This is a genomic window from Wolbachia endosymbiont of Encarsia formosa (genome assembly GCF_039540065.1).
Classification (GTDB): Bacteria; Pseudomonadota; Alphaproteobacteria; order Rickettsiales; family Anaplasmataceae; genus Wolbachia.
Map to the genome: position 1 here is coordinate 22,987 of NZ_CP154278.1, position 26,922 is coordinate 49,908.

29 protein-coding genes and 5 pseudogenes are annotated in these 26,922 nt (G+C 33.8%); 5 read left to right on the plus strand and 29 right to left on the minus strand.

What is annotated here, in order from left to right; all coding sequences use genetic code 11:
* Positions 1–57: 57 nt before the first annotated feature.
* Positions 58–756 carry a bifunctional demethylmenaquinone methyltransferase/2-methoxy-6-polyprenyl-1,4-benzoquinol methylase UbiE gene (gene ubiE, locus AAE962_RS00145; protein WP_343289078.1) on the minus strand — a complete coding sequence of 233 codons (699 nt, stop codon included), beginning with the start codon at positions 754–756 and terminating at the stop codon, positions 58–60.
* A 149-nt stretch (positions 757–905) separates the two neighbouring features.
* On the opposite strand from ubiE, the gene AAE962_RS00150 reads away from it, so the two are divergent.
* The 4 genes and pseudogenes from AAE962_RS00150 to AAE962_RS00165 all read left to right on the plus strand — a co-directional run bounded on the left by AAE962_RS00150 (position 906) and on the right by AAE962_RS00165 (position 3,631).
* The gene (locus AAE962_RS00150; protein ID WP_343289598.1) at positions 906–2,057 is read left to right on the plus strand and encodes a Bcr/CflA family efflux MFS transporter; all 1,152 of its coding nucleotides are present in this window, start codon (positions 906–908) and stop codon (positions 2,055–2,057) included.
* A 138-nt stretch (positions 2,058–2,195) separates the two neighbouring features.
* The gene (locus tag AAE962_RS00155; RefSeq protein ID WP_343289079.1) at positions 2,196–2,438 is read left to right on the plus strand and encodes a hypothetical protein; all 243 of its coding nucleotides are present in this window, start codon (positions 2,196–2,198) and stop codon (positions 2,436–2,438) included.
* Between the two features lie 470 nt (positions 2,439–2,908).
* Positions 2,909–3,100 (plus strand): annotated as a pseudogene (locus AAE962_RS00160) (ankyrin repeat domain-containing protein); the annotation flags it as partial.
* Positions 3,101–3,271: 171 nt separating this feature from the next.
* Positions 3,272–3,631, plus strand: coding sequence for a hypothetical protein (locus AAE962_RS00165; RefSeq protein ID WP_343289080.1), 360 nt, complete (start codon positions 3,272–3,274; stop codon positions 3,629–3,631).
* 330 nt (positions 3,632–3,961) lie between these two features.
* Here the strand turns inward: AAE962_RS00165 and AAE962_RS00170 are convergent, their stop codons facing one another.
* From AAE962_RS00170 to AAE962_RS00210, 9 genes are all read right to left on the minus strand, one after another.
* Positions 3,962–4,273: an integrase core domain-containing protein gene (locus AAE962_RS00170; RefSeq protein ID WP_343288788.1), complete on the minus strand. Its 312-nt coding sequence runs from the start codon at positions 4,271–4,273 to the stop codon at positions 3,962–3,964.
* Positions 4,274–4,593: 320 nt separating this feature from the next.
* Entirely contained in the window at positions 4,594–4,836 is a 243-nt protein-coding gene (locus AAE962_RS00175; RefSeq protein WP_343288912.1) for a helix-turn-helix domain-containing protein, read from the minus strand.
* Positions 4,837–4,959: 123 nt separating this feature from the next.
* On the minus strand, positions 4,960–5,400 hold the full coding sequence (locus AAE962_RS00180) for a hypothetical protein (RefSeq protein WP_343289081.1): 441 nt from the start codon (positions 5,398–5,400) through the stop codon (positions 4,960–4,962).
* A 133-nt stretch (positions 5,401–5,533) separates the two neighbouring features.
* The gene (locus AAE962_RS00185) at positions 5,534–6,169 is read right to left on the minus strand and encodes a hypothetical protein (RefSeq protein WP_343289082.1); all 636 of its coding nucleotides are present in this window, start codon (positions 6,167–6,169) and stop codon (positions 5,534–5,536) included.
* On the minus strand, positions 6,139–6,465 hold the full coding sequence (locus tag AAE962_RS00190; RefSeq protein ID WP_343289083.1) for a hypothetical protein: 327 nt from the start codon (positions 6,463–6,465) through the stop codon (positions 6,139–6,141). The genes AAE962_RS00185 and AAE962_RS00190 overlap by 31 nt, the downstream gene beginning before the upstream one ends.
* A 481-nt stretch (positions 6,466–6,946) precedes the next feature.
* The gene (locus AAE962_RS00195) at positions 6,947–8,656 is read right to left on the minus strand and encodes an ankyrin repeat domain-containing protein (RefSeq protein ID WP_343289084.1); all 1,710 of its coding nucleotides are present in this window, start codon (positions 8,654–8,656) and stop codon (positions 6,947–6,949) included.
* Between the two features lie 2 nt (positions 8,657–8,658).
* Complete coding sequence (locus AAE962_RS00200; RefSeq protein ID WP_343289085.1) at positions 8,659–8,967, minus strand: hypothetical protein; 309 nt, start codon at positions 8,965–8,967, stop codon at positions 8,659–8,661.
* 12 nt (positions 8,968–8,979) lie between these two features.
* Positions 8,980–9,522 (minus strand): hypothetical protein, encoded by a 543-nt coding sequence (locus tag AAE962_RS00205; RefSeq protein ID WP_343289086.1) that lies wholly within the window; start codon positions 9,520–9,522, stop codon positions 8,980–8,982.
* Positions 9,503–9,748: a hypothetical protein gene (locus AAE962_RS00210; protein ID WP_343289087.1), complete on the minus strand. Its 246-nt coding sequence runs from the start codon at positions 9,746–9,748 to the stop codon at positions 9,503–9,505. Before AAE962_RS00210 ends, AAE962_RS00205 begins: the two co-directional genes overlap by 20 nt.
* Positions 9,749–10,576: 828 nt before the next feature.
* On the opposite strand from AAE962_RS00210, the gene AAE962_RS00215 reads away from it, so the two are divergent.
* Entirely contained in the window at positions 10,577–12,532 is a 1,956-nt protein-coding gene (locus AAE962_RS00215; protein WP_343289088.1) for an ankyrin repeat domain-containing protein, read from the plus strand.
* A 495-nt stretch (positions 12,533–13,027) separates the two neighbouring features.
* Here the strand turns inward: AAE962_RS00215 and AAE962_RS00220 are convergent.
* The 19 genes and pseudogenes from AAE962_RS00220 to AAE962_RS00310 all read right to left on the minus strand — a co-directional run bounded on the left by AAE962_RS00220 (position 13,028) and on the right by AAE962_RS00310 (position 26,871).
* Positions 13,028–14,494, minus strand: a pseudogene (locus AAE962_RS00220) (recombinase family protein).
* Positions 14,487–14,927: pseudogene (locus AAE962_RS00225) on the minus strand (DUF2924 domain-containing protein). Before AAE962_RS00225 ends, AAE962_RS00220 begins: the two co-directional pseudogenes overlap by 8 nt.
* Before the next feature lie 4 nt (positions 14,928–14,931).
* A complete protein-coding gene (locus AAE962_RS00230) occupies positions 14,932–15,405 on the minus strand; it encodes an ankyrin repeat domain-containing protein (RefSeq protein WP_343289089.1) in 474 nt (157 codons plus the stop codon).
* A 25-nt stretch (positions 15,406–15,430) separates the two neighbouring features.
* Positions 15,431–16,141 (minus strand): ankyrin repeat domain-containing protein, encoded by a 711-nt coding sequence (locus AAE962_RS00235; protein ID WP_343289090.1) that lies wholly within the window; start codon positions 16,139–16,141, stop codon positions 15,431–15,433.
* Positions 16,142–16,308: 167 nt separating this feature from the next.
* The gene (locus AAE962_RS00240) at positions 16,309–17,457 is read right to left on the minus strand and encodes a phage tail protein (protein WP_343289091.1); all 1,149 of its coding nucleotides are present in this window, start codon (positions 17,455–17,457) and stop codon (positions 16,309–16,311) included.
* The gene (locus AAE962_RS00245; RefSeq protein ID WP_343289092.1) at positions 17,457–18,239 is read right to left on the minus strand and encodes a baseplate J/gp47 family protein; all 783 of its coding nucleotides are present in this window, start codon (positions 18,237–18,239) and stop codon (positions 17,457–17,459) included. The genes AAE962_RS00240 and AAE962_RS00245 overlap by 1 nt, the downstream gene beginning before the upstream one ends.
* 2 nt (positions 18,240–18,241) lie before the next feature.
* Positions 18,242–18,577: a GPW/gp25 family protein gene (locus AAE962_RS00250; protein ID WP_343289093.1), complete on the minus strand. Its 336-nt coding sequence runs from the start codon at positions 18,575–18,577 to the stop codon at positions 18,242–18,244.
* A gap of 2 nt (positions 18,578–18,579) precedes the next feature.
* Positions 18,580–18,837, minus strand: a complete 258-nt coding sequence (locus tag AAE962_RS00255) for a PAAR domain-containing protein (protein ID WP_343289094.1) — start codon at positions 18,835–18,837, stop codon at positions 18,580–18,582.
* A pseudogene (locus AAE962_RS00260) lies at positions 18,834–19,297 on the minus strand (phage baseplate assembly protein V). The gene AAE962_RS00255 and the pseudogene AAE962_RS00260 overlap by 4 nt, the downstream one beginning before the upstream one ends.
* Positions 19,284–19,757, minus strand: coding sequence for a hypothetical protein (locus AAE962_RS00265; RefSeq protein WP_343289095.1), 474 nt, complete (start codon positions 19,755–19,757; stop codon positions 19,284–19,286). Before AAE962_RS00265 ends, AAE962_RS00260 begins: the two are co-directional and overlap by 14 nt.
* Complete coding sequence (locus tag AAE962_RS00270; RefSeq protein ID WP_343289096.1) at positions 19,754–20,266, minus strand: phage tail protein; 513 nt, start codon at positions 20,264–20,266, stop codon at positions 19,754–19,756. The genes AAE962_RS00265 and AAE962_RS00270 overlap by 4 nt, the downstream gene beginning before the upstream one ends.
* Positions 20,259–20,576 (minus strand): hypothetical protein, encoded by a 318-nt coding sequence (locus AAE962_RS00275; protein WP_343289097.1) that lies wholly within the window; start codon positions 20,574–20,576, stop codon positions 20,259–20,261. Before AAE962_RS00275 ends, AAE962_RS00270 begins: the two co-directional genes overlap by 8 nt.
* Positions 20,577–20,672: 96 nt before the next feature.
* Complete coding sequence (locus tag AAE962_RS00280) at positions 20,673–21,677, minus strand: major capsid protein (protein ID WP_343289098.1); 1,005 nt, start codon at positions 21,675–21,677, stop codon at positions 20,673–20,675.
* A 24-nt stretch (positions 21,678–21,701) separates the two neighbouring features.
* On the minus strand, positions 21,702–22,073 hold the full coding sequence (locus AAE962_RS00285; RefSeq protein ID WP_343289099.1) for a head decoration protein: 372 nt from the start codon (positions 22,071–22,073) through the stop codon (positions 21,702–21,704).
* A 77-nt stretch (positions 22,074–22,150) separates the two neighbouring features.
* Positions 22,151–23,194, minus strand: coding sequence for a S49 family peptidase (locus AAE962_RS00290; protein ID WP_343289599.1), 1,044 nt, complete (start codon positions 23,192–23,194; stop codon positions 22,151–22,153).
* Positions 23,194–24,591, minus strand: a pseudogene (locus AAE962_RS00295) (phage portal protein). The gene AAE962_RS00290 and the pseudogene AAE962_RS00295 overlap by 1 nt, the downstream one beginning before the upstream one ends.
* Positions 24,591–25,622, minus strand: coding sequence for a YhcG family protein (locus AAE962_RS00300; RefSeq protein WP_343289100.1), 1,032 nt, complete (start codon positions 25,620–25,622; stop codon positions 24,591–24,593). Before AAE962_RS00300 ends, AAE962_RS00295 begins: the two are co-directional and overlap by 1 nt.
* A 26-nt stretch (positions 25,623–25,648) precedes the next feature.
* Complete coding sequence (locus AAE962_RS00305; protein WP_343289101.1) at positions 25,649–25,873, minus strand: gpW family head-tail joining protein; 225 nt, start codon at positions 25,871–25,873, stop codon at positions 25,649–25,651.
* A 98-nt stretch (positions 25,874–25,971) separates the two neighbouring features.
* Complete coding sequence (locus AAE962_RS00310) at positions 25,972–26,871, minus strand: helix-turn-helix transcriptional regulator (protein ID WP_343289102.1); 900 nt, start codon at positions 26,869–26,871, stop codon at positions 25,972–25,974.
* Positions 26,872–26,922 lie beyond the last annotated feature (51 nt).

Genomic DNA, 26,922 nt, shown 5'->3' on the forward strand with positions numbered 1-26,922 from the left:
GAAAAACGCTGCGAAATTACAGAAAGTTAGCAAAAAAACTACTGAATATACCAGAGTTTATTTTGTTCCAATGTGTAACGCCACTATTCCATAGCTCATATTGTGAAACTCAACATTCTTAAAGCCTACCTCTTCAATTTCCATTTTAAAATTAGTTTGAGTTGGAAATTCTCTTATGCTCCTTACTAGGTATTCATAAGAACCCTTATCTTTAGCAACTATGCTACCAATTTTAGGAATTACTTTAAATGAGTATAAGTCATAAAATTTGGTGAATATCTCATTTTGATAATACATAGGGGCAAACTCCAAGCAAATAAATTTCCCATCTGGCTTCAATACCCTATATGCTTCACTTAAAGCCTTCTTGCGGTCAGAAAAGTTTCGAATACCAAAAGCTACTGTATAATAATCAAATTCGGAATCTTCAAATGGTAAACTCTCTGCATTTGCACATACCCAATTGAAATTGAGCTGATTTGAATTTATAGCCTTATCACGCCCTTTGTCCAGCATGTTTTGATTTATATCACATACTGTAATTTTAGCACTTGGTTCCCCTTTTGCTATTCTTATAGCTATATCTCCGGTTCCTCCAGCAATATCCAAAATCTTGGAATTCTTTTTAAAATGCACACTACTTACCATCTTCTCTTTCCATAGCCTGTGCACTCCAAGACTCATTATATCATTCATGATGTCGTAGCGATTTGCTACAGAATCGAAAACCTCTTTAACTAATAGTGATTTATCCATATTTTATACAGAGATTGCTTACATAATTATTTTAAACTTTAGCAGTTAAATTAATATACTAATGAGAAAAATATACTACAATTAAACGTATTTAATCCAGTAAATCATTAGTGTCGACAGTTTTTTCACAAAATATCATCTCTCTTATTATGATATTATCTGTAGCAGTTGTTGACATGGCAACAGACTTATACTCAGTTGCATTGCCAAGTATTGCCAACTATTTTAAGGTGAAAGGTAATATAGCGCAGCTTACGATCAGTTTAAATTTAGTAGGAATTGCAATATCTGGATTAATTTATGGCCCATTGTCAGACTATTATGGCAGGCGCCTAATAATGCTGATTGGTATGACAATTTTTACTTTGGCAAGTATTGTATGTTGTATAGCTGATAATATTATACTTTTAATATTAATCCGGTTTATACAGGGAGCTGGAGCTGGTGTTGCAGGAGTTGTAGGATATGCAGCAATCAGGGATATGTACTCAGGTAGTGAATACTCAAGAGTAATCTCAAAGTTAAATATGATAGTAGCACTTTCACCTGGAATAGCTCCAGTGGTAGGCAGTTATATAATTTCACATGGTTATAGTTGGAAGTTTTTGTTTTTTATCATATCACTTGCCGCAATTATTATGCTCATTTTTATTTACTTGAAGCTACAAGAAACGCTGACCGTAAATAAAAGTAAAGCCAGTATTAATATCTTCAAGCAGTATATATTAATATTTAAGAATTATCGTTTCCTTGGGTTTTCAGCCATTCATGGATTAACTTTCATGTGGCTTTGGGCATACATTGCTAACTACCCATTCATATTTGAATCAATGGGCGTTGAAGTACAATGTTTTGGCTATCTCATATCAATCATAGTTATATTTTACATAATTGGGACTTTAATTAATAGAAGGTACGTACCAAAAATAGGAGTGAGCAAGATGTTAATAATAGGTTTGGTATTACCGATGATATCGGATGGTTTATTGGTATATTTTTATCTCACAAACAAGTTAAGTGTACTTATTCTTCAAGTTCTTTGGATTCCGAGCAATATCGGGCTTGCACTCGTAATCAGCAATAACGTAACTTCTGCTTTAGAAACAATCAAGGGTATAGGGCTTGGTAGTGCAGTCCTCTCATTCTGCAATATGATGTTTGGAGCTATTGGAATATATATAGTAGGAAAATTTTTTCACTATAGTATTTTACCAAATTTACTGTTAACAGTTGCATGTTCTATAATTGCAATTCTTATATATAGTTTACTTAAATATACTGAAAAACACAGAGAAGGCTGATTACAATAGATTTCTTATATAACCTTATGAAGGTGTAATTTCGGTATGTGGTGCTGGCATCCAGAGAACTTTATCTGCAGAGTTCATTGATTATTAGCAACTGTAACATGATAATACAATTTCTATAGAAAAGTGCAGATGAGTGGCAATTTTATTGATTACACACATTTTAACAGCTCCCTAAATCAGGGTGAGAAAGTTCGATTAGCTGAAAAGACTCACAAAGTTAGGGAAATCTTCTTAAAATATATCAGCAATGATGTTCATAATATGTCAGTTGAGGTTCTTAACACCTATGATTTGGAAAAGAATATAATGATATATTCAAACAACCAAACAGTATTCATGTACAATTTGGAGATGTTGGAAATAAAGTATTAATTTACTCATGGCCTCGTTACAACGAGTTTGATGAAAGTAAATGGAAAAATTTTTTATCACAACTAACAAAGGATCATAATCTAAAATTTATTGGAACTGGGCCACTTGAGTTTAAATATGAAGGTTTTAATTACAGTGTGTATCCTCCAGCTTTCAACTTTTCACAAAAAGAAATATCTTCAAGACAAATCAATAAAGTTTATACCCTTTTCAAAGCGACAATTTCTGATGATTATAAAGATTATGAACCTTTAGCTTTCAGCTTTTCACAAGAAGAAGTAAATAAAATTATATAAAATATTAAAAGATCTCATAAGTCAATAAAAAAGCAAGTCATTGACCATTACCAATCATCAGGAAAAGATTTTGTTAAAAATGATTTAGACTTCATAAAGATTGGTACCGATATAAATAATAAAACAAGATTTAGTTCTGTAATATATTTTAACAAACCCAATGGTGTTAATGAAATTAAACTAGAATTATATAAAGCGACTCCCTTACACTTATTTGCTAAGCTTGGGGACAGTTTTTCTCAGAAGCTAGAAGATGATCTAGATAAGGGGGCAGATGTTAATCCAATAGATGAAAGTGAAAAGACCCCTTTACATTATGCTGCTAAAAATGGTCATATAGAAATAGTAAAAATTCTATTAGCAGTAGACGTAATCGATATCAATGTAAAAGACAAGGATGAAAAAACTCCTTTTGATTTAGCTAAAACAGAAGAAATAAAAGCTCTATTATTACAAATCATAGAAAAAACTGATGACAGTTCAGCATCGACAGATAGTGAAGTAGATCAAGAGGAAGATACTGAGCAAGAAGGTAATGTGCAACCAGTGATACAAGTAGAGGAAAAATCACAGGAAATCATTGTAGAAGAAGTCAGTGATGTACAAATTGAAGATGCTGATAATGGACATTCTATTGACATAGCACTTACACAAAATGGTGTTAATCCACGAAGTGAATCATCAACAAATGAAGAACAGCCGAGCTCTTTTTTTGATAATTTGCTTAATATAATTATGAAGCCCTTTTCTTTAATTGCATCATTTTTTGGTGGTTTTTTTTCATGGTTGTTTGGATCTGATGAATCATCAACTGAATCTGATCAAATAATTGCACCGAGTAACTCAGAAGGAGAGGAGCTAAAAAACTATCAAGAGAGTGACAATAATATTATATAATAGATTTCTTGCATAACTGGAGTGCAAAGAAAAATCAGTTTCAAGTGAACCCCTTATTGTCATTCAAATAGCTGACACTGGAATGGCTTTATTGCATCACTCTTCGGATAATAGGTAACGTGGAATGAAGCTATCTCAAATTTAGCCATGCCTATATCAGTAATTTTGTTAAGCAAATAACACTTGAGCTCTCTCACGATTAACCTTAGATTTGTTTCTAAAATGTATGATTCATAGAGGTTATTACAATTGACTTGTCAGATTGAGTCTGAACTAGTTGGCTTGTTAAGAGATTTGCATTTTTGAAGTGATTGTAGTTTCTGATTGTGTTTACAATTTTGCATGACAAACGACTCTTTTGATAAGATATAGTTTTTCACTTAAGCAAGGAATCGTATTTTCCAGTTCCTTATATTTTTCCCAAGGAGTTTTTCCTTGAAGAGCGCTATGAGGGCGGTGTTTATTATAATACTCTTCCCAATCCCTAAGTTTAATTTGCAATTCAGAGCTCTTGATGGTAACGATACTGTAAAACTCATCTAAGTCTGTACGCTGTGCTCTTTCCACTTTACCATTTAAGTGTGGAGAAAACGGCTTAATAGGACGAAATTTAATTTTCCATTCCTTCAAACATTCTTGCACCTCATAAGCAAAAAATTCTTGCCCTCTATCAGTTTGAATCCTTTGGCAATGGAAAGGTATTCTTTCTCTTAGTTGTTTTAGGAAATCTAAAGTGTTTTTTGAAGTACTTCTTGAATATAATGCAACAATTTTATAACGTATCTATAGCAGTATATTGATAAAGCCCTGACGATATTTTGCACACATCCATCTGCACACGCTCTCCAGGTACTTTACAGTTATAACGCTTGACATGTTTGCGATAATGACGTTTAACATGCAGAAGACTTACACTATGTTTTTTGAAAATTTTGTGTATAGTAGCCAATGACAAGGATAAATCATATAGACGTCTTAACTCGGTTTCTTGCCCCTAGCTTTCTAGTTTGTCTTAGATGAAGAATAAGCTGCTCATCTGATTCATTGATCTTTTGCAAAGGTGAAGTTTTAGGCTTACTACTGAGATCTACTAATCCTTTTTCACCTAACTCTTCATAACGTTTGTACCATTTACGTAAGGTAAAACGTGAAATACCATAATGCTCTTTCCTGCATGACCAAACTTTTTGTATAGTTTTATCCAACTCAGACGTAGTTTAACCCTAGATTAACTAATTTATCCTTTGCAATTGTAATAAGGTCTATAAACTACTGCAAATCCAAATTTCTATTTGACCTTATATTCTTATTGTAATAACCTCTATGAATCACACACAAATTTTACCACTTTGTTTATCTTTCACTTTATATCCAGACTGAAATGCTTCTGACTCAAAAAGTTTCGCTGGTTTTTTTAAAACTTGCTTAGCAAATGTTCTCGCTTTTGATTCACCTAAAACAACACCTTTTGTTATAAGATAAACGGAAAGTTCTTCTTTATTAGCTGAAATATAATTTATTACTCTAGATACAGCATCTATTGCTAATTTCTCAATCCCTCTCTCCCAAGAAAGGCTACTAACATCCATAATCCCAGTAAACTGCCCCTCAAATTTTTGAAAAATTTCTAAACTAGCATCTACTAAAATCTCTCTTGTGCTACCTTCTAAAGGCATAACTGTTGAAGAAACACTTTTTACTCCTTTCTTATGCTCTTTTGCAGAAAGATAACCTATCATTTCAATTGCTTTATCAGGAATTACTCGCATACCTGGTGGAATAGCACTCTTTATAGTTGAATCAACCAGACCTAATATTTTACCTGTTTTTTTTATTTTTGAACCTGGTTTTACTTCTTCAGAGTATTGAAATAGTTTTTTTTCGAATTCTTTAACAAAAGTCTTAACAAAAAAAAGTTGCTCTTTTCACTATTTCATCATCTGTAAGACCTATATCCTCTACCGTTAACCTACAATCAATCAATGCACTATACAATGTACTACTGCTGCTTATAGATGAAGCTCTTGTTACTCTAGGACTATCTTGACTTTGTTCATGCTGAAGTTCTTCATCAGATAATCTGTCTTCATAATCAACTGTTGCTTCCATTATTGACTCATCAGGCAATACCTCTACAACAGGGCTAGATTCTTTATAATCTTCACAGTCCATTTGATTGTCTGTGACATCTTTCATTTCTGCTTCGAAATTTTGTCGAAAATAAACAGACTCACTGTCCAATTTTTTTTCACTAGCCATGGTTTTATAATAATAAAGTGACATTTGCTGTACTGTCCCTCTTAAGATTGGTTGAAAATGAAGACCTCCCTGATTTACTATATGTATAGTATCTTTTGTATAGTAAATTTTCTTACTAAGAATCTCGCTATTTAATATATCCTTTTGGTAACCTTCCTTATCAATAAGGTGATGCGTTATTACCTTTCTTCCATCGGAAGTAATGTGTTCTTCAATAAAATGCAATCTTACCTTATATACTATACAAATTATTCTTCCATCAATTTCTGTAGACCCCACATAGCCGTAGTTAATTTTAATTTATCTATTGCTTTAGATCCTTTCTTAATATCATCTGCGGTAAACCCAACTCGTGAAATATAATCAGAAATGCTTCTACCATCATTTTTTAACGCTTCTGTAAGCCATGACGAATCAAGACCAAGTTGTTTCTCTGCGAACAGCCTACAAATATTTCTTAAAGATTTTACAGTAAAGGTCCCTCCAGGCTTTAATTGATTAAGTCCTTGCGCAACTGAATCAAAGAAACAATCTACTTCACCAATTGCTTTCTTCGTTGTAAAACCTTCTGGCAAACCTAAATCAATCAGTACTTGTTGACTACTAGATGGTAGTATATCTTTTTTTTTGCTCTCTTATTAACTCAGATCGATTAACTGCTTGTTTAAAATAATTTACAGAATTCAATGTCTTTAACACAATACTCCCACATATTTATTACGTAAAATGTAACTTTATTGTGAATAATAAAGATCTAACAAGGCAAGAGTTTTTTGCATGTTTTAGCATTTTATTATAGTTTGTATTTTTAAAACTAAACCAATACAGCCATTTTCGGTAACTGAAACCAGCAAGCGTGAGAACTGTTCGTCTTGGGACGTGTTGGTCTAATAGATGTTCTACACAAACTTTTTTTCATATCAAACCATTACTTTATTTTTTGATTTTGAAACACTTTTTTTGAACTTTCCTGGGGAAAAACTCGTAGATCGAAAGATAAATCCTCCAGAAGTGATATGAATTTTGTGTTATTTCTCGTTAATTTGAATTTGTATCTCAAGTGCGTCTACCTATTACTACCTCGTTTACACTTTCAATATTTACCTCTCTCACCTTGTTACTAGGTTCTTCAATATTGGGAGCAGAAAAACACTCACTACTTTCCTTACCTCTATGCATGAAAAATGCTCTCCCTATCCACTTTTCAATACCATTGATCACTTCATTAAACCTTTTTATATCTATGTTGTCTAGAAGTTCAAAGATTTGTAGAGAAACTTCCGCTGGAATTACCCGTGGTAAATTACTAGAGACTTGTTCCAATAAATCCAGTATTTCTGTCACTGTTTTATGTTGACTGTCTATTAGGTAAGCAAGAATGGGAAATTCACTTTTAGCTTCTTCTAACTTGTTTTCCATATCTTTCTCTCTTAGAGAAGATGCTAATTTATTGACCTCCTCACTTGTCAGAATATTATAAAGAAAAGCTTTTGGTGGAAATACCTTGTGTAAATTACTTGAACCTTGTTCTAGTAAATCAAGTCTTTCTTTCCCTTTTTGATATTGACTTTCTATTCGTTCAGCAAAGATGGGAAACTCACTTTTAGCTTTTTCTAACTCTTCTCTCATATTTTTGTCCCGTACGTAAGATGCTAATTTATTAGCTTCATTACTTTTCAGAATATCATACAATGTACAACTTTTATTAATCTTTTTTTCTCTCATTCTTTCTAGTTCATCTAAACAACTACCACGATATTCTAACATTTGTTGCGCAAGATCGTGAGATAACCTACTTTGTATGAGACTATACAACTCTTCTCTGCTCTCAAAGTAATCTAATCTAGTTTCAAGTGCTATTAAGGTTTTTACCATTTCCACTCTTTCAGAAACACAATATTCTAAGAAAGTAACCTCAGAGTGGAAACTTACATCTGTATCAGCACCTTCTTCTATTAAAAGTTCTACTATTCCTACATGGCGACTTTGAGCAGCAAACGACAAAAGAGTAGTACTACAATAAGAACCAATTTGTAACCTTGAATTAATATCCGGTCTTGTCCACTCTAATAGACATGATAATATTCCTTTATAGCCCTTTAGAATAGAAAGTTGTAAAGGAGTATACCCTTTATCATTTCTTATATTTGTATCAGCACCTCTATTTAATAAAGCATCCACCATCACTATATTGTTCTTTGCAACAGCAATATGTAAAGGAGCATATCCATGACAATTTTTTACATTTACATCAGCACCTCTATTTAATAGAGCATCTACTATCTCTACATTGTTATTTTCAGCTGCAACATGTAGTGGGGTATTTCTAATTCCATCTCCTGCATTCACATAAGCATCATTTTCTATTAAAACTTCTACTATCCTAGTATTGCCACAAGCAGCTGCCGTATGCAGAGGAGTATTCGTGTTTTCATCTATTATGTTTGGAACAACAAAGTTTTTTATTATGTAAGACACTGCTACTATATTGCAAAGTTTAATAGCAATAAATAAAGAACTGCAGGCTAATTTCTTCAAGCCATGTGCCCTAGCTAATCCTAAAATAGTGGATATTTGGGACACATTGCCTCTTCGGATCGCCCAACTAATTGGTGTATGATGAAGTATTTTACCATTTTGAAGTTCTAGAGTATGGCTGGTAGAGTTGAGAACTTTTTCTAGTTCACCCTTATTTTTAGCTAATTTATGAATACAGCTAATGACTTCTTTAGCATCAAGCTCAAGAGCGATACCTAGTAATGTCATAGTTAATTTATTTGACCAATATAACTGATTTTTCCATGGTGAGTATTAAAATGTTTTATACCATTAATCTTAGCTGATTTTAAAACACTTAGAAGGAACTCCTTCCTATTATCAGGAATGTGATCTTGTAATAGTTTATTCGATTTGGTAGCACTTTGCTGCTTTTCCTCAATACTGGTAGTCGGTATATCATCTGCTTTACTTGGAGAGTATTCCTCTATCCCTTGATAATTCTTGATATCAAAACCTTTCTGTTCCCACTTTTGATATGTAGGTTTATTTTGTAATCTTGCCATTGCTTGTACGGACATATTACCTGCAACTTAGGTAATTTCAATTTCCTCATCATCTAGCACTTTTTTTGCCTGATCAAGGCCAACAATCTCTGCTGCTTGAGAAGAAGTTTTTAGCTTTTTAGAACTTGTATCTTCCATTCTATCTTCTTCAGAATCAGTTTTAGTTCTTTTTGGTTGAGTCGATGATTGTTCAACTGAAGCTTGTAAGTTTTTATGATTTATTATCGGATTAAAATGTGCACTACCTGCATTGATTATGTGTACGGTATTCTGCTCATTATAATTTATATTATCTATAGACTTAGAAGTTTCACTGCTTATTAACTGATCTAGCCATACTTCTCTTTCTTCAACAATATGTTTTTCAAGAATATGTAACTGTACACCATATACTTTACAAATTATTCTCCCTTCAATATCACCTCTACCCCATATTGGTGAAACCATACCCAAGGCATTTTGCTCAGGCTTTTGCTCAACATCACCTGCAGTAAATTCAATACGTGTAATATATTCATTAATGTGTTGATTTTCACCTTTTAAAGCCTCTTTAAGCCATGAGGTGATCATCTTCTAGTTGACTTTCTGCGAATTTCTTACAAATTTCTCTCAAAGATTTAACAGTAAAGACTATTTCAGGTTTCAATTGTCTTAGTCCTTGTGCAACTGAGTCGAAGAAACAATCTCCGCCATCCAATGCTTTTCCTACCTTAAAATTCTCTGGTAACTCTGGCTGCTTTAAATATTGTACCCCTTCTAATTTTTCCGAATTAGCTTTCTTTTTTGAATTTTCCATTCCAACCTCAATCCTATATTATAACAAACAGATTGATAATTATCAATAATTTTGATGCATATTATAGTATTTTACTTAGGCTATTTTGAGTGAATCATTATTAATTTAACGGTATATCTAATTAAGAAATAAAAAGTATAGTCACTTTCAGCAACCAAAACCAAGGACGGTGAGAAGTGTTTTTCTTGGAATCAATTGGTCTACCATGTGTACCATACGAACTTTTTTATATGGTAATTTCACTGTGCGCTAAAACCAGCTATATTGGCTTACTTTTGCTAAATTTATATACGAACTGTTTTGCCCAACTTTGTTGCAATAATTTAAATCTTCTATTTTTACAATCCTATTTTTACGCTGCTCGTTCTCAAAAATATACGATCTTTTTTGAAAGAGTAAATAATTGAATTCTTTATAACACTAACTAGCATGTACTTTTACTAAAGTATTCTTTGAAAAAGTTAGTTGACTTATAAATAAGTCTCTACTAATACTGGCATGTCTTTGTTTATTCTGCTGAAGTGGCTCCGCAGGTTACTGTATAAGCTTCAGCAGTTTTTGCACTCCTTTAAAGCATAATCCATCATGCTCTGATAATAGTGATATCAAATATAGGTCTTAACTATGTTAATCTATAGTAAAGTTAGCTCAAATTTGGAGTCATAAGCAACTTTTAACCTATCTGCATACTCCATTGTTACTCACCATAAAAACTTAACAAAAGCTTAATTATATGAGTAGTAAAAAGATTATGGTTATTGACTTAATGTTATATATCGCGTATAATGTACTATTTATATTATATTATATTATATTATAGGGGTAAGTATGGGTGAGTCTACTGGGATGATAAAATCTATCATCAATCAGCTAAAACCAAAATCCAAAACAGAACTATCTGATTTTGAATATGAATCCATTATAGAACATCTATCATCTAAAGAACATTTATTAAATGAGATGATGAATGATATGTGGTACTCAGGAGATTTACCATCAGTTAGAAACTATAATGAACCATTATCTTTGATAGATAGCAAACTTGGATTAAGTGAACAGGTTTGTGTTTGGTTTGCTCTAGATTATGACCTTACACCAAGTCAAAAAAATTTAAACAAAAAGTTACTTAGTGCTCTAAAATGTTTAGCTTCTAACTGTGGTTCATTTGATAATACTGAGCCCCTTGAAGAATTTTTACATGATAATAAAAACAATAAAGATTTAAAAGTAATTCTTAATCTCAGAAGAGGAGAATCTCAATCAACAGTATTGCATGCAATTGCAGGAGCAAATATTTCTGGATTTCGTCGTACAGGAAATCAGGCTATAGATTTACTTTTAGGTGCAGGTGCAGATCCTAATATACAAGATAACAAAGGAAAAACACCATTATACATTGCTGCTGCCATAGGTCATTACGATAATGCAAAATCTCTTCTCTTAAAACTGGCTAACCCTAATATAACAAGTAGAAAGGGCAAAACTCCACAACAAATAGCAACTAATAAACTCTTCTATAATATAGAAGAATTATTCTTAACTGATAAACAGAAAAAGATGAATAAGGAATTGTATGACTTACTTGTGTGTGATTCAGACTGCACTAAAAATTTAAAGGAGTTTTTAAGTAAGCATAAAAGAGACTCAGACCTAAAAGTGGTGCTAAATATTCGGCAAGGAATGGGTGAATCAAAAGTGTTTTCGTATGTTGATCGTTTTGCTTGGGATAATGAATATCTTGCTCAAGAGTTAAGAAAAATATTTCTAAAAGCAGGAGCATTAGATTATGATAAAAATATTATTTATCGTCAGCAAAAGAAAGGACAGGTCAGCAAATTACTCGTTAATTTAACCTCAAATCAAAAGGAAAAGTTAAATGAGTTTTATTATAAGGTGTTTCAGGCTCAAAACATGGCTGAACTTGAAGAGATTGTAAACGATGCTATAAAGTCTGGTGTACGATTAAACTATTCTCTTTCACAAGATTTCTTTTTAGGTAATGAGTACACTTTTACCGATTATGTGATGAAAAAAATCAGTGAGTTGGAAAAAAATCCTAAAGTTGCTAGTAATATAATATGTCAATTGGTATCAAAAGGGGCGGTGTTTGGTAATACAGTTGATGCTAACACACTGACATCAGAATTTAAAGAGCATAAAACTAACCTAAAAAAAGCTTATAGAGATTATATTAGCAATGCTCATAAGTTTATTGAAATCGCAAAAAGTGCAACCAATAGCGAGCTAAAAGATGCAAGAGTAGACAACTCCGTTTTTTACTTAGAATATTCTAAAGATAGTAAAATAGACATTATAAAGATAACAGATGGGGCAAGGGATTTAGGTCTAATAGATGGAGATGTAAAGTGTGGAAGAAATATAGTAAAGATCGGTAATAGTGAAGTAGAAGTTAAAACTGAAGATGGAATAAGGAATTACACAGATCTTACAGAAGGCAGCGATGTAATATTAACTTTCTATACTAGTTTGGGAAATGTAGACGTTAGGATGTATCCTGACATACAGAATAAAAGCAAAATTATAGTAGAAGTGAGTAATAGAGAGGAAATATTAGAAAAATTAAAAGGTCGCGAACAAGAGTTAGGCAATGATTGCGCGCTTGGCAACTACTGGGTCTACGATGCTATTGAACAGGGATATTTTGAAAGATCTGGTGGATTAATGCGTCCTGAAGTTATAAGTGAATCCAATAAGCAGAAGGATTCATGGGTAGAACGTATAGATAAGGATTCAAGAAGAGGTCCTGATTTTCGGGATAGGTAGATCATAAAAGTTAAAGATTATTATTTAAATACAAACTACTATAATTTATATATTAAGGAATTCGTACCAATGTCTATGATCTTTTAAGAATATTCTTTTATATTGTTTTTTAGCTAGCTACAAAATGAGGATATGGAACATAAAATTGGCTGAGCTGCCTTTTATAGCTCTTTACAGACCGTGATATGCTACTGTCCTGCTATAGCCATCAATACGTATCTTATCGAATTCGGATTATTATAAGAAAGGCTATACAGAATTTCTCTCCAGATCTACCATTAAAATATTCAGCTAAAATTGGATACATTTTCTATCACTGTTGTGTCCGATATGCTAAAATCTTCATCATTTATATTGATATTTTCGCATAATTGATTCTGTAACATTGACTTACTTTTCTATATCAATCTCAATATCTCTTGGCATTGCCCTTTGTAGCGGCTCCTTCTGGCACATACTCTTCTGTTACTTTTATAAATTAAAACCGTATAATTTTTACATCTGCTCACTCCACAGCATTGGTATTTCTCTTAAATCAACTAACTTCAAACCTCTTGGCTTCCTCCCATTTACTACATCTTCTTTAATCTTCGGAGCTAAATAATTCAACCTCAAAATCTGCTGTACTCTTCTCATACTTATCTTAATTTTAACGCTCATTTCCTTTACACTTGCATATTTTCCTTCCTCTAGCTGACGTTTCCAGGAATGGGCTCTTACCACTGCTTTCAGTAGCGCATTATTTGTCTTACCTTCTGGCTCTACTACTGTACATTTGTTTCCTTTCTTTTTTATTGGTATAAATTCTACCTTATCCTCTGAGCTCACCTCTATTCCGTCCTCTCTCACCATTACTCCCTTTATTAACTTTTTCACTACTTCTTTCTGTTTTCCAAAACTTAAATTTTCCCATTCTTCCGCTTTTTCTCCCCATTTTTCATATAGCTGTTCAGCTTTCTTCATCACTTCTTTTTCCACTTCTCCGGCTATTACATTTCGGCTTCCTGATTCACAACCCTTTCCCCTTAAATGGTTATTACATATATAATATCGGTACCTTTTATTCTCTTTTTTTGAGTATGTCAGAGTCATATTTACATTACAGATCTTGCACTTAATTATTCCCCTAAGTAGCGCTTCCTCATATTTTGCTTTTCTATATGGCTGATTCTTTATCAATTCCTGCGCTTTTTGCCATTTTTCTTCTTCTATTATTGCTTCATGTTTTCCTTCATACTCTTTCTCATAATGCTTGATTTTTCCCATATATATTGGATTTGTTATTATTCTTCTCACCGTTGCCTTTTTAAAGATATCAAACCTTGCTTTCGTCCGTTACCCTTGGCTGTTTAACTCCCTTGCCAACTCTGCCATTGACTTCAGCTCCAAATATCTTTCAAACACATGCTTTACCGTCTTTGCTTCTTTTTCATTTATTATTAATTCCTTATCTTTTACATCATACCCTAGCGGCAAAGTTCCTCCCATCCATAGTCCGTGCTCTTTTGATGTTGCTATTTTATTTTTTACTCTCTCTACTATCATCTCTCTTTCTAGTTGTGCTGCACCTGATAACACTGTTTGTACAAACTTTCCCATTGGCGTATTATTGTCAAATATTTGTGTTACTGCTACAAAATTTACTCGATGCCTTCTAAAAAATGATGTTACTTCAATGCTGTCTTTTGTTTCTCTTGAGAGCCTATCGAGCGTATATACCACTACACAGTCTATCTCTCCTCCTTTAACATCTTCAAATAATTCCTTTATCGCTGGTCTTTCTAAATTTTTTCCTGAATAGCCTCCATCATCGTACCTTTTTACCAATGCTACCCAGCCTTCTTTGCTCTTTATATATTTCTCACATGCTACTCTCTGCGCATCTAAACTGTTAAACTTTTGTTCTAGACCGTCTTCATTTGACTTTCTCGTATATATTCCACATCTTATCCCTTTACACATTTTCCCTTCCCTTTTGATCACGTAAACCGAATAGGAGCGGCCCATTGTAACTCATTCCCATTATTCTCCCGGCTACTGCTGATAATGACGTAAAAAACTCTTCTCGGTAGATTAAACCCTTATCTGTTACCATCACCGCATGAGTCTCTTCCCCTCTCTCTAGTATTAATTCTTTCCCTTCTACTGGTAATTTATCGCTACTTATTCTTTTTCCCTTCTCTAGCCGATCTGCTAAATAATCTAGTCTTTTGGCACCTTTTCTTGACATTTCTCCATACGCTTCCTCCTGTATTCTATATGCTAGCCTCGGTATCAGATATTTCTTTTAGTATCTAGGCGCTTCTTCTCCATACACCTTCTTCCATATTTTTCTCAGCTCACCCAAAGGTTTTCTCCCTAAATTCATTACTTTCTTTTCTATTTCTTCCTCCATGTTTTCAGCCTCTCATAAATAACTTTTCAATTCTGTCCATTTCTTTTTTCAATACTTCAGTTACTTCTTTACTATTTTTTGCATAATCTATTGCTGTCATCCCACATTCATCCTCTTGTTCTATTTCTGCTCCTGCTTCCACTAACTCTTTTACTACTTCCACTTTCTCCACCATACATGCAAGGTGCAATGGCGTACATTTATTGCCATACTCTTCAGCATTTGCATTTGCTCCTGACTTTATCAATTCTCTCACGGTTTCTAGATGTTTCTCCGTTACCGCTAGGTGCAGTGCTGTGTATCCTCCTACATCTGCTGCATTCACATTCACTCCTTTTTCGACTAATAACTTCACTGTTTTTGCTTCTACTGCATAATGCAGAGCTGTTCTTTCATTCTCGTCTCTTGCATAAATATTTTTATATGAGTTCTCTAATAATTCTTTTGCTGATTTATTAAATTTGCCAAGCTTTAACATAATCCACCTCACCTTTTCTTTAAATTTAAATCCCTCTTTTCGCTACCTCATCTATCATTTCGTTCACTTGGCTCATTATCTTGCTTGCTAAATTTTGACATTCTTTCTTTATTAGCGATTTGTCTCTCTTCCTTATTTCTCCTATCTCTATTATTTTTAGCTCCGGCATGTAGCTTCCATTCAACATGTCTGCTATTTCTCCCACTAGTCCCTCTATTCCATAACACGTCAGTTCTCTACTTTTTGTTATTCCACCTTTTTCTCTTAAAAATTTACTTGCCTTTTCACTCTCTTCTCTATCACACAGAGAATACTTTTCACTTTCCCAGATATAGTACATTGGTGTTGCACCATACTTATTCAGTTGATTAACTTCAGCTCCAGCCTTTACTAGCTCTTTTATTATTTCAACTCCTGCTCCTCCTATTTTGCACGCAGAGTGGAGTGGCGTACATCCAGTGACATATTGAGTGGCATTTACTTCTGCTCCTTCCCTTAGCAGCACTTTTACATTTTCTAAGCTTTTCGCAAATACTGCACAGTGTAGTGTTGTATAACCATTTTTATCTCTTGCATTTACCTCTGCCCCTTTTTTTATTAATAACTTCACTGTTTTGTAATTGGAGATTTCTACTGCTTGATGCAAGATCGTCTCTCCTTCTTCATTTATTTTATTAATGTTTTTACTTGATACTTCTTTAAAAAACTTACTAAAAGATTCTTTGCTAAACTTCATACTTACCTCACAAAATTAGCTTTTCTAGCGTTAGATAAATTTCTTATATTTACCTGCTGCTATTCAGGTCATGTGCTTTTTAGCATGAGAAAGCAAGTCATTTTCTTTTTATTTCATACACTTTAAACTATTATTAATATAATATATGAGGATCTAAATATAAGTACTTAACTTATTACACATATTGCTTGACTATTTTTCCAACTTCTGTGCAAATGTCGATGTTCGTGCCACTTTAGTACTCCCGGGTAAAATACTAAAATGTAATTTTCTAATTCGTGTATTGAGTCTTTTTGCTCTAAATCGTTTTCATACCTAATATTGTATTCTGCTATAACGTATCCTACTATTTTTTGGTCAATGAAGTTCTTTGTTTGATAAAAATGAGTAACGCCAAATCTTTCTAAAATTGGATTGTATTTTAAATTCCAATATTGCCCTGAAAGTTTATCGCTTCCCAATACAAATTTATTTCCTCTTTCCTCTAAACTACCAACTGGAAAACATGCGTTTATTTCTCCTAAATTCCAGCTATATGATAATACTATCTGCGCTTTAGCAAACTTAATCTCAGGTAATAAGCTCTGTAGTAAAGGGTATAGCGTTTTTAAATTATTCCACTGATTACTTCTTTTATAAATACCGTTATAATTCTTTGTGTGAGGCTCGGTTTCTCCAAGTACTGCTACATCTAATCGATATACATCATTACTAAATGCTTGCTCATAATGCTCCCTTAAATAGTTGTCTACAATCTCTACTAACAGACATCTAAAACTGAAAAAATTTATTCTTCCAAACGATAACACTGGCCCATTTTTTTCAACTTTTATACCAGAGTAGTCTGATAACAAACTTCCAAAAAAGCTTTCATCTAAAATAAACCTATCAACGTTGTAATAATCGTTAAAAATCCTCATTAGCCGCGATCTTGCTGGTAACGATAGTTTTGCAAGTTCTACTACTGCATCCACAAAAAAGTCATTTGGAACATCTTTTATTCCTATTTGCAACTCGAAAAAATGTTTACCAGGTGGCTCCTCAATAATTGTAATATCTTCTATATTTGCCCATTTGAGCGCTATTTTAAGTGATGCAGGTGTTCCTCTCAGTCTTTGAAATTTTACTCCTTCTACTACTGCTTTTCTTCTATCTTTTACCCAACGCAGTATTCCTTCTAAGCCATATTCTTCTATTATCCACGGCAATGTTTCTTCTTTAAGACTAAACTTATATCCTTTTTGGATATCAACCTTATAATCTGTTGCATCTACTAGCGCTTTTTCCTGTTTTGTTGCATTTGGTGGCAATAACATTAATTCAACTCAATCTCTAAGTTTCTTAAAGTAGCACACTCATTACCTAGCACCACAATATCCTCTTTTGGCTCTATTAATTCCACATTTTCTACAACATCTACAAATAGGTTTGCTATTATCCACGATCTTGTTACACTCCACCCTAATCTTTTTGCTAATTCAAACTTCTTAATAAACTGCTTCTTGATTTCCTCCTTCGATATTATAGGACTTATGCTCATTCTGCTGTGAATATCTATTTCCGTAATATTGCAACCAATTACTGTTACTGTATCTGTTAAAACTCTTATATCATCTCTAGTAACCTGCTTTTTTACAATTTCAAGTAACTCTTCTGACGCTGTGGATAACTCGGTGGATAAAATCGAAATCTCTACACTACCTGGCACTTTTGATTCAACCAGCGCATCCTTTACTCTTCTATCTGCTGACAGTGCATGATAACGATAATTTCCTCCTGTACTCCAGCCTTTTATTTTTGCTTTTACCCTCTTTCTAAATCTTTCATCCTCTTCTTCTTTTTCTCTCTCTACTCCATAAAATTCAGCTAAGTTATCAAGATCTTCTCCCGTTGCAAATTTAAGTAAATTACCATTTACAGCTTCGTTTATCCTTTGTCTGAGTAAAAGTTCTCGCCATGCTGATACCTCCAGAACTTTCATTGCTGGATCCGATTCTACTAATCCTGAAAAGGTTTTATCTCTACGGACTAACTCTTCTTTCATTCTCGAAAAGATTTCCTCATAGCTTAGCTTTTCAATAATATTAGATGTCTGCATTTTTAAACAACTACTCCATTAATATTTATGAACTTACCTTCTGAAAGATAGACACCTTCTAAATTCAATGTTACTCTCCCTTCTTTTACTCCTTCAATTTTTACTTTTTCTAACTTAAATCTCCTCTCAAATTTCCCCAGTGCTTCTGCTGTTGCTGCATATATCTCAAGTGTTAAATCTCTATTTATCGGTTTATCAACTAATTCAAATAGCCTTGAACCATAACTTCTCCTCATTATTCTACTGTTTACTGGAGTGGTTAATATATCAATAATTGATTGTTTAAGATGGTCTATTTCTTCTAACGCTTTTCCTGTTTTAGCATCCATACCCTTCATTTCTATTTTGCAAAAAAGACGCTTTCACTTCCTTTTACTACTTTAAACCCACATGAAACTATATCTCCTACTCTTCCTACACCATAACCATTTGCAAACACTGTTTTTGATCCTTGAATCATTACTTTTCCTTCACTAAAACTGTCTCCTTGTCTACATATTGACTTACCGTTTACAAAAACATTATTACTTCCGCTAATGCAGAAATGTGGTATAGCTTCTCCACAGTAGTCTCCTGACCTCACTATTCCTTTGTTCAATTTAAGTCGATCCTTTCTGCTTTCAGTTTTATTCCACTTTTTGTCATTTCTATACTCGATTCCCCAGCCTTCAGTGTTATTTTATCCACTACTTCAATCTCTAAATGATGTTTTTCCTTATCACATGTAAACTTCGTCCCATCTTGAAACTTTATACTATTTATTTCTTTTTTATTTTCTAGTGCAGGGTACTTTTCCTGATATATTCCTGGTAATACTACTCCTAATGATAGTTCACCAAGAGGAGAAAATACCACAACTTGTTCATCGATATCTGGCGGAGACCAATCTATATCTTTTCCTGCTTTGCTTGTTATCCATGGCAACCAATCTGTTAAAATTCGCCTATTTTAACTCTTACTTTTGCTTTTTCATAATCTACTTCTTTTACAAGCCCTATTCGTACAATGTTTGCTAACTTTCTTTGCAGCTCTGAAATAGCAAAATTACTCTCTAACATTTTCTCCTATTATAATCGTATGTGGCTTAATCTTATTTTCTGTCCATATCGATTTACCTAAATGAAGCTGATGACTCCACTCAACCAACCACACCAAATACGCATCTAATTCAGGTCTAAATCCGTCAATTTCCGCAGAGATAAATTCTCCTGGTGAAACATTTTTCACGTTCCAAGTATTTTTATTTACTACTTTCGCAATCTCAGCAGCTAATGTTCTGACAATAATAGGAGCATTTTCTATTGTGCTATCAATCACAATTCTTGCTTCAAATCTTGCTTTCAGCGCTAATTCCTCTGTTCCAGGATCTTTTCCAGATTCTAAACTCACAAGCTCTACAAATAACGCTGGCGCTAATAATTCTTTTCTTATTGATGGATAAATTTCGCACGTCTGTATTGCTGATATTTCTTCTTTTAACTTAGTGCAAATTGCTTGATGTAAATCTTTAAAATTCATACATTTTCTGTAATATCACGCTCAAAGAACTTTTCAAACACTTTCTCAACCTCATAATTAACAAGATCTCTTATTACTTTTGATGCTTCTGGTTCCAATGGCAATTTAACTTCCTTTATTGGCAATGCTGCTCTTCCTTCACGCTTAAAAATACCGCTATTTCCTTTTGGCATAACTGCTGCAAATCCTCCTATAAACTCATGCTTTCCTACTTTCGATCCTCTTCTTATTTTTTGTATTTTACCAATTGTCGATGCTCTAATGTCATAGAGATTTGCTCTAATTAACACTTCTAATCTGCTAGTTTTCGCCTTAAAAATTCTTAATCTCTTTCTTATCAAACTTAATTTTATTCTCTTTTCCTCACTGATTTCCTTAGCTGCTTGTGATTTTAGCCATATTGCTGTTTTGTTCAGCGCTTTTATAGATGCCAGTCTTATTTTCTGCTCTTTTCTTTCAATATTGGAGATTATTTCATTAATATTGTTATTAGTTTTTATATCAAACACTTTCTATTGCCTCAATTTTCCATATTTTACCTGAAGAATCTTTTAACGGTGGTTCAAAAATCTTGTAGAACCTTTTTTCAATCTTGATATAATCACCTATGCTAAAGGAATTAACGTCCTGATCACGTATTTCTATAGAAGCAATTTGCTGACTTAATGCTCCATCTGCACCTAGAGAGTACGTAGTCTCAGGACGTTTAATTAGCACTTTTATTCTACGAATACCCTCCTTATTTCGATTACAATATATGGCTTCCACTCCTAGATGCTTAAAACAATCCTCCAATAATCGCTTAACATTCTCTTGCATATTTCTTTTTGATATACTAACCTTTACATGCTAAGAAAGCGCATACCGGTAGAGTCGTTCTGTGCCTCACCACCTTGTAGTTACTCTACCAGTATGTTACGCTATAGCGACTTTTATTAATACGCCAGGTCTATGACACATTGGCAGAGGATTTAACTGCGTATGTAAATCAGTTCCTCTATCAAACCTCCTTGGTTCTTGTTTTGCATATAGTGGCTGTCCAAGAGTATTCACTGTTTCATTAAAATCTGCTGGTGCAAAATATGTTGTAAATGTGCTCGCTGTTCCTAGTGGAAAACAGTGACCTATATCTTTTTCTATAAATCTTCTCACGGTTCCTTCAGGATCTGTTGCTTGTCCTCTATATTCCTCAAATGTTATTCCACAGAACGTAAATCCTGATCTCATATCATTTCTTAGCGCTGCTCCTTCTTGCCATCTTTCATATGCTTCTTTCACTTTAGCATGAGAAGTGAGTGCATCAAAAAACTCAGGGCTTACCAAGGCATGTACTCCTGTCATATATTCACCACTTAGATTATCTTCTATATGCCGGAGTACTTCCAGACACTTACGCTTTACATCAGTTGTTGCTGTTCCAAGGGCAAAATTTACTACTTTTGGTGTTATTTCAAACTCGTTGTAAAGATTTAATAATTCTGACCCGTCAGCATCAAGAATAATTCCCTTCAGCGCTCCCACTCGCAAATGCTCCAACGTTATTGCATGTTTGTTTCTCATTAGCTGCAAATGATCAGTTATTACATCCTCCAGCGCTTTAAGTTCACTTTCTGATCCAAATGCTCTTATTCCTTGCACTTCTTCTGGTAACACTACATCATCATGTGGAATATGTGGAATCGTAAATGTTCTTACCTTTCTTTTTCCTCTTTTTCCTACTGTTGCTGGTGCTCCTGGAACTTGTGTTGGTAGTAGACTTAAAACTCCATTATGTTCTTCTATGGTGATATGTCTAAATCTTACTGACCTACTTGGAAACAAATTTAGATTTTCAACTCGTCCATAATTTATCGGCAATATATTCATCGCATTAGTTAGTGCCGTCATGCTAAATGCTGTATTTGTAAATGGATTTTGCATTCTTTTTCTCCTTATTAATTTTAGTTAAACTCCTTTGCGGATAATGATCCCTCGTCCTTCAAGTTGCTTTATTGCTGAAGTTTTCTGCTCTTCAGTGATATTTGCTGGCCAGACAACTGCATGATCAGCTAGCATTGCTATACGTGTAATGATTACTGCTTTGGTGTTTTCCGTTGCGTTTACATCGCTTGCTATTACACCTATCGCTGTTTGTGTGCCATCTGTTCCAGCAGGATTAAGTACTCTAATAAAACCATCTTCCGTCTTTTTGGCAACTACTCCACCAAGCTTAAGATTTTGACCTTTAGCTACTGTTATTTGGTCTCTTGAATATAGATTGGACACTTCATATTTCAGAAGATCTCCTAAATTATTTCCTTCAGTTATACTTATCATGTCTTTTTCTCTCCTTTTTTTCCTTTAGTTTTACCACCATATTTATGGTTGTTATACACGGCGGTTATACAAATACTTTAAATACCTGGTTGTGCGCGACTTTTTGCTACCTGCATCATCAACTCTTCTCCTGAATTCTGTGGTATTGCACTCAGTATCTCTGTCTTTTTCGTTCTCTCTGCAAGTAATTCCATTAAAACCTCCCTTGCTTGCTCAACACTTACGCTTTGCTCTATAAATTCTCCTATCTTTTCTGGCATTCGTGATAAGTTACATAAACGTATTAATTCAAGAACTTCAGTACGATACTTAGTTAAATTATCAGTTTCTAGGTCAGTTGTAGTTTGTTCATTCATAGTAATACTCCTGTTTTTATTAATAGATGAAAGAATTGTCATTCCGTCTGCAAGACCAATATCCACAGCGTTCTTGCCAAAATATAGCCCTTCCTCTGTTGATCGAATTTTTTCAATTGAAAGACCTCTGTTCCTTGCTATTAGCTGCACAAACATTTCATATAGTCGGTCTACTTCTTTTTGTAAGCTTTCCAGACTTTCAGACGTCACTGGCTCATGCGGATTTAAATCATTTTTTCTACTTCCTGCAAATACTGTGGTATATTTTATTCCACATTTTTCATCAAATCCACTTTGATCTATATGACTTGCTATTACTCCTATACTTCCTACTCCTGAAGTTCTACTCAAAAATACCTTTTCAGCGCTTGAAGCTATAGCATATGCAGCAGAGTATGCATCATCATTTGCTATCGCTATTATCCTCTTTTTTCCTCTTGCACTATAGATAAAATCAGCCAAGTCGAAAATACCGTTTACTTCTCCTCCTGGTCTATCTATTTCCAGTATAATTGTCTCTATACTACTATCTGCTAATCCTTGTGTAATTTGTTCTTCTATTTGCTCATATGATGTCATCCCGAGCATTTTATCAAACGCGCCTGGTTTTTTCGTCAAGATTCCATGAATTGGTATAATTGCAGTTCTTTCTACTTTACTTTTGATAGAGTGCTTGAGATTTTTGAAAATTGGCTGTTTTTCTTTGTATAGCGATAGCAGCTCAAAACTCCTTGGTTCAAGCATTAATGGTTTTCCTAAGAGCATCATAATCCTTTACAATCAGAGTCAAACATTAAGTTGAGACTATTTGCACGCTTTTGATCTTCGGCAATCTCTTGATCAATTTCTTCTACATCGTAACCCATTTCTGATACTACTTCTGCTCGACTCTTAAATCCATTCCTTACTGCCATCTGTTGTGCTTGCTGGTCTTTTAAAGGATCTACCCAATCAAATCCCTGTGGTATCCATTTTACATCTTTAAATATTTGATTATCTGTTGTAGAAAGCTCTCCAGATAAAGTGGCAAGTTCTAGCCATCTACTCCATACTGGCCTGCAAAACTGAAATACTATAATGTTGTGTTGCAGCATAGCGCATCGACGACGAAACTCTATTAATCCAGCTCTGATTGATGAGTAATTAACACCGGTTAAATCTCCTGTTAGTTGCTCATATGTTATCCCTGTGCCTATTGCTATTGCCCTCAGTTGCTGTCTCATAAACGCTTCATAACTTCCTCCAACATCTGATGGCTCTGAAAATTTTATGTCCTCTCCTGGGTCTAAAAGCTGCATTGTTCCAGGTTCTAGGCCAGATAGTGCTACTCCTTGCTCATTACTTTCACTTTCTCCCATGATATTTGCTTCTGGATCGAGTCTCGTAATAAATCCAGCAAACATTGCTGCTGTCTTTTTTCTTACTAATTCTGCATCATCGTATTGATCAAGCTCATAAAGTTTCAGAAGTATACTCGAAAGCCATGGTTCTCCTCTAATTTGCCCAGGTCTTAGTGGTCTATAAATATGTAAAACATCATTTGCTGGTACTCTAACTGATTCTCCAAACGAACCTTCACCTGGGTGATCCCTAAATAGGTAATAAGCTTCTCTTTGACCAAGTCGGTTAAATTCAATACCACTACGAATAATATTGCCGTTCGCAAGAGTCTGATTGCTTTTGTTATCTAAATGCTCTGATTCCAATACTTGAAGTTGCAATGGTACAGAAAATCTATCTTCCAGCTTTCTTGTTCGGAGTCGTACAAAACATTCTCCTCCCTCTATCATACTTCTACATACTAGAGCTTGTAATCCATAAAAATCACTTACTCCGCTGCTGTCTGCTTCATCTGTCCATTTTAGCCATAATTCTTGCACTTTCTTTCGAAATTCTCCATCTCTTGCTTTTGATTGTGGTTTTATTCCTGTTCCAATAGAGTTACTTACTATTGTGTCAATGATATTTGCTGCATACGGATTTTTTCTTACCATATCACGAGAGCGGCTACGTAAGTGCCCAAGGCTCTGAGAAAGTAAATTATTTATGCTTCCTGTTTCTCCTTGCCAATACATCACTCTCCTTCCCGAGCCTGCTGCATCCCATGCTTAGCTTTTTATCTTTGGTTTGTTAAATAGTTGTTTGAATGATTTTAATAGCATTACTTTTCCTTATCTGAAATTTTCAATAATTCATCCTCTAGCTCTTCTATTGTTGGTAGCGCTGTTTTTATCTCTTCTGGTAGGTTTTCAGTTATTCGATATTCAGAAAGGACTATCGGTTTCGTCATATCCTTTAGCTTGTATTTTGCTAGTACATCATTTTTAGATTTACATAAAATTAATCCTATAGATGGTTGATCTGTCTCATGCTTCAGTAAATCATCAACGGCTGAAAGATAAAAATTCATTTTTCCTGCATATTCAGGTTTAAATTTTTTATCTTTTAATTCAATCACCACAAAACAACGTAGCTTCAAGTGGTAAAACAATAAATCTATGTAGAAATCGTCATCGCCAACATCTAAATGAAATTGTCTACCAACAAACGCAAATCCTTCCCCTAGCTCAAGCAAAAACTTCTCTACATGGCCTACAAGTCCTTTTTCTACTTCTCTTTCGTGAGCATCGTCTCCTATACTCAAAAAATCAAAAATATATGGATCTTTTAATGTATAATGCGCTAAATCTGATTGAGGTGAAGGTAACTTCTCTTTAAAATTAGTGATAGCCTTTCCCTGACGTTTATGTAACCCAAGTTCAATCTGAATTACCATAATGTTTCTTGACCAGCCATGTTCTATAGCTTCTTTTATGTAGAATAGCCTCGCTTCTTTGTCTCGAACTAAGTCCATCAGAAATACATTATGTCCCCATGGCAATTGGGCAACAAGTTGTTGCACAAATTCAATATCTTGATATTCCCCTGCAAACTGCCTCATATATTTTAGATTTCTTGTGCTAAAACCTTTCATTTCTGGAAACTCAGCCTTTAAGTCTCTACTTAACTGCTCAATTACTTTGGATCCCCAACCTTGGCTCTTTTGTTTTTCTAGAATCTGTGTTCCAATATAATGATAAAGTAGTAGTAGCTCTTTATTTACTGTTCTTGCTGCTTTATAACGACTAATAGCAATCTGTTTTTTCAACTGCTCTAAAAATTCTGTATATTCTTTTGCTATAATTTTTGTCATACGGTTCCTTTCAACGATTTTTATCATTATATGATCCCCTTACTCGTTGAAAAAACAATTTTCCTCTTTGGCTTCACACCTGCAACTTTTAGCTCAGCTTTAATCCGTTGTCTGAGGCTGAGCAAATCATTTATCTGAACTTCAGCATATCTCACCACATGGTCACCATATGCAATTGATATTACTCTTTCTCCACTTTGTAACTTTTGTATTGCTTGCTCAACTTTTGCTAAATATTCTTGATCGTACATCTATTGCTCACCAATCCATCTGCTTTTGACTATTTTTTTTGATTTTTTACTTATTTTTTTTCATCAAAAAGTAAAGATATTAATATATGATGATTTTTTTATTGTTGAATTTCGTTTAAAGAGATGCCTAACGTTTGCAAAATAATGTTGATTGGAATTCTTCCTTTCACTAAATCCTTTGCAATTTTGATTCTTTCTGCTTCTCTAATTTTCTCCTCACAAATTCGTATCCTTTCAAATAGAGATTTCATTAGTGCATTACATAGTTCTTGGCTTTCAATTTTTTTGTATTCTTCAATTAAATCAGGTACCACTTTATCCTCTGTTAGTTCAAGTAGGTCCATGATATTAATCGATAACGCCTTCGCTATCTCATATAATCTTCCCAGTGGAACAGAAGTCCTTCCTTGTTCATAGTTGCTTATTTCATGACGGGTTGTATTCATTTTCTCTGCTAAATCCTTTTGAGTATACTCTTTCACTATCCTCCATTCCTTTATCCTTTTGCCTATTTGGTAGTAGATAGAACCAACCTTTTCTTCAACACATTCATCAGCAGAGAGGCCAATTGTTTTTGAAACAGTATCAACAGAAACTCCTGCTTTAACCAGACCATTTGCAATTTTTACTTTCTCTGTTTTTTTACTACTTTCTTCACCAGCCCGGGCAAATTTGGTTAATAAGCAAAATACCTTACGTAACTCCTGGTCATTAATCTTTTTATATTCTCTTATTAAATTTAGTATCTCTTCTTCTTTATTTTCAAGATAGATTTTCTCATTTGATACAGGAATGAGATCCGCAATACTTACTGACAATGCTTCCGCTATAGCGTACAATTTCTCAATCGAAATTTTTCGTGTTCCTTTTTCATATTGTAGTACTACTTGATACGTTACACCGATTTTCTTCGCTAAATCTTTTTGAGTATAACCTCGCTTTAATCTCCAGCTTTTTACATTTTGTGCTATTTTGTACCCTATTGAGATATTTGCCATAAATATTATACAGGTTAATACTATCAAATAAAGATATACAAAATGTTTGCA

Excerpts from the sequence above, each read along its gene's own strand:
- ubiE (WP_343289078.1), bottom strand. The coding sequence starts at position 756 with ATGGATAAATCACTATTAGTTAAAGAGGTTTTCGATTCTGTAGCAAAT.
- AAE962_RS00150 (WP_343289598.1), top strand. The coding sequence starts at position 906 with ATGATATTATCTGTAGCAGTTGTTGACATGGCAACAGACTTATACTCA.
- AAE962_RS00155 (WP_343289079.1), top strand. The coding sequence starts at position 2,196 with ATGAGTGGCAATTTTATTGATTACACACATTTTAACAGCTCCCTAAAT.
- AAE962_RS00180 (WP_343289081.1), bottom strand. The coding sequence starts at position 5,400 with ATGCGAGTAATTCCTGATAAAGCAATTGAAATGATAGGTTATCTTTCT.
- AAE962_RS00195 (WP_343289084.1), bottom strand. The coding sequence starts at position 8,656 with ATGACATTACTAGGTATCGCTCTTGAGCTTGATGCTAAAGAAGTCATT.
- AAE962_RS00200 (WP_343289085.1), bottom strand. The coding sequence starts at position 8,967 with ATGTCCGTACAAGCAATGGCAAGATTACAAAATAAACCTACATATCAA.
- AAE962_RS00205 (WP_343289086.1), bottom strand. The coding sequence starts at position 9,522 with ATGATCACCTCATGGCTTAAAGAGGCTTTAAAAGGTGAAAATCAACAC.
- AAE962_RS00210 (WP_343289087.1), bottom strand. The coding sequence starts at position 9,748 with ATGGAAAATTCAAAAAAGAAAGCTAATTCGGAAAAATTAGAAGGGGTA.
- AAE962_RS00215 (WP_343289088.1), top strand. The coding sequence starts at position 10,577 with ATGGGTGAGTCTACTGGGATGATAAAATCTATCATCAATCAGCTAAAA.
- AAE962_RS00230 (WP_343289089.1), bottom strand. The coding sequence starts at position 15,405 with ATGTTAAAGCTTGGCAAATTTAATAAATCAGCAAAAGAATTATTAGAG.
- AAE962_RS00235 (WP_343289090.1), bottom strand. The coding sequence starts at position 16,141 with ATGAAGTTTAGCAAAGAATCTTTTAGTAAGTTTTTTAAAGAAGTATCA.
- AAE962_RS00240 (WP_343289091.1), bottom strand. The coding sequence starts at position 17,457 with ATGTTATTGCCACCAAATGCAACAAAACAGGAAAAAGCGCTAGTAGAT.
- AAE962_RS00245 (WP_343289092.1), bottom strand. The coding sequence starts at position 18,239 with ATGCAGACATCTAATATTATTGAAAAGCTAAGCTATGAGGAAATCTTT.
- AAE962_RS00250 (WP_343289093.1), bottom strand. The coding sequence starts at position 18,577 with ATGAAGGGTATGGATGCTAAAACAGGAAAAGCGTTAGAAGAAATAGAC.
- AAE962_RS00265 (WP_343289095.1), bottom strand. The coding sequence starts at position 19,757 with ATGAATTTTAAAGATTTACATCAAGCAATTTGCACTAAGTTAAAAGAA.
- AAE962_RS00275 (WP_343289097.1), bottom strand. The coding sequence starts at position 20,576 with ATGCAAGAGAATGTTAAGCGATTATTGGAGGATTGTTTTAAGCATCTA.
- AAE962_RS00280 (WP_343289098.1), bottom strand. The coding sequence starts at position 21,677 with ATGCAAAATCCATTTACAAATACAGCATTTAGCATGACGGCACTAACT.
- AAE962_RS00285 (WP_343289099.1), bottom strand. The coding sequence starts at position 22,073 with ATGATAAGTATAACTGAAGGAAATAATTTAGGAGATCTTCTGAAATAT.
- AAE962_RS00290 (WP_343289599.1), bottom strand. The coding sequence starts at position 23,194 with ATGCTCTTAGGAAAACCATTAATGCTTGAACCAAGGAGTTTTGAGCTG.
- AAE962_RS00300 (WP_343289100.1), bottom strand. The coding sequence starts at position 25,622 with ATGACAAAAATTATAGCAAAAGAATATACAGAATTTTTAGAGCAGTTG.
- AAE962_RS00305 (WP_343289101.1), bottom strand. The coding sequence starts at position 25,873 with ATGTACGATCAAGAATATTTAGCAAAAGTTGAGCAAGCAATACAAAAG.
- AAE962_RS00310 (WP_343289102.1), bottom strand. The coding sequence starts at position 26,871 with ATGGCAAATATCTCAATAGGGTACAAAATAGCACAAAATGTAAAAAGC.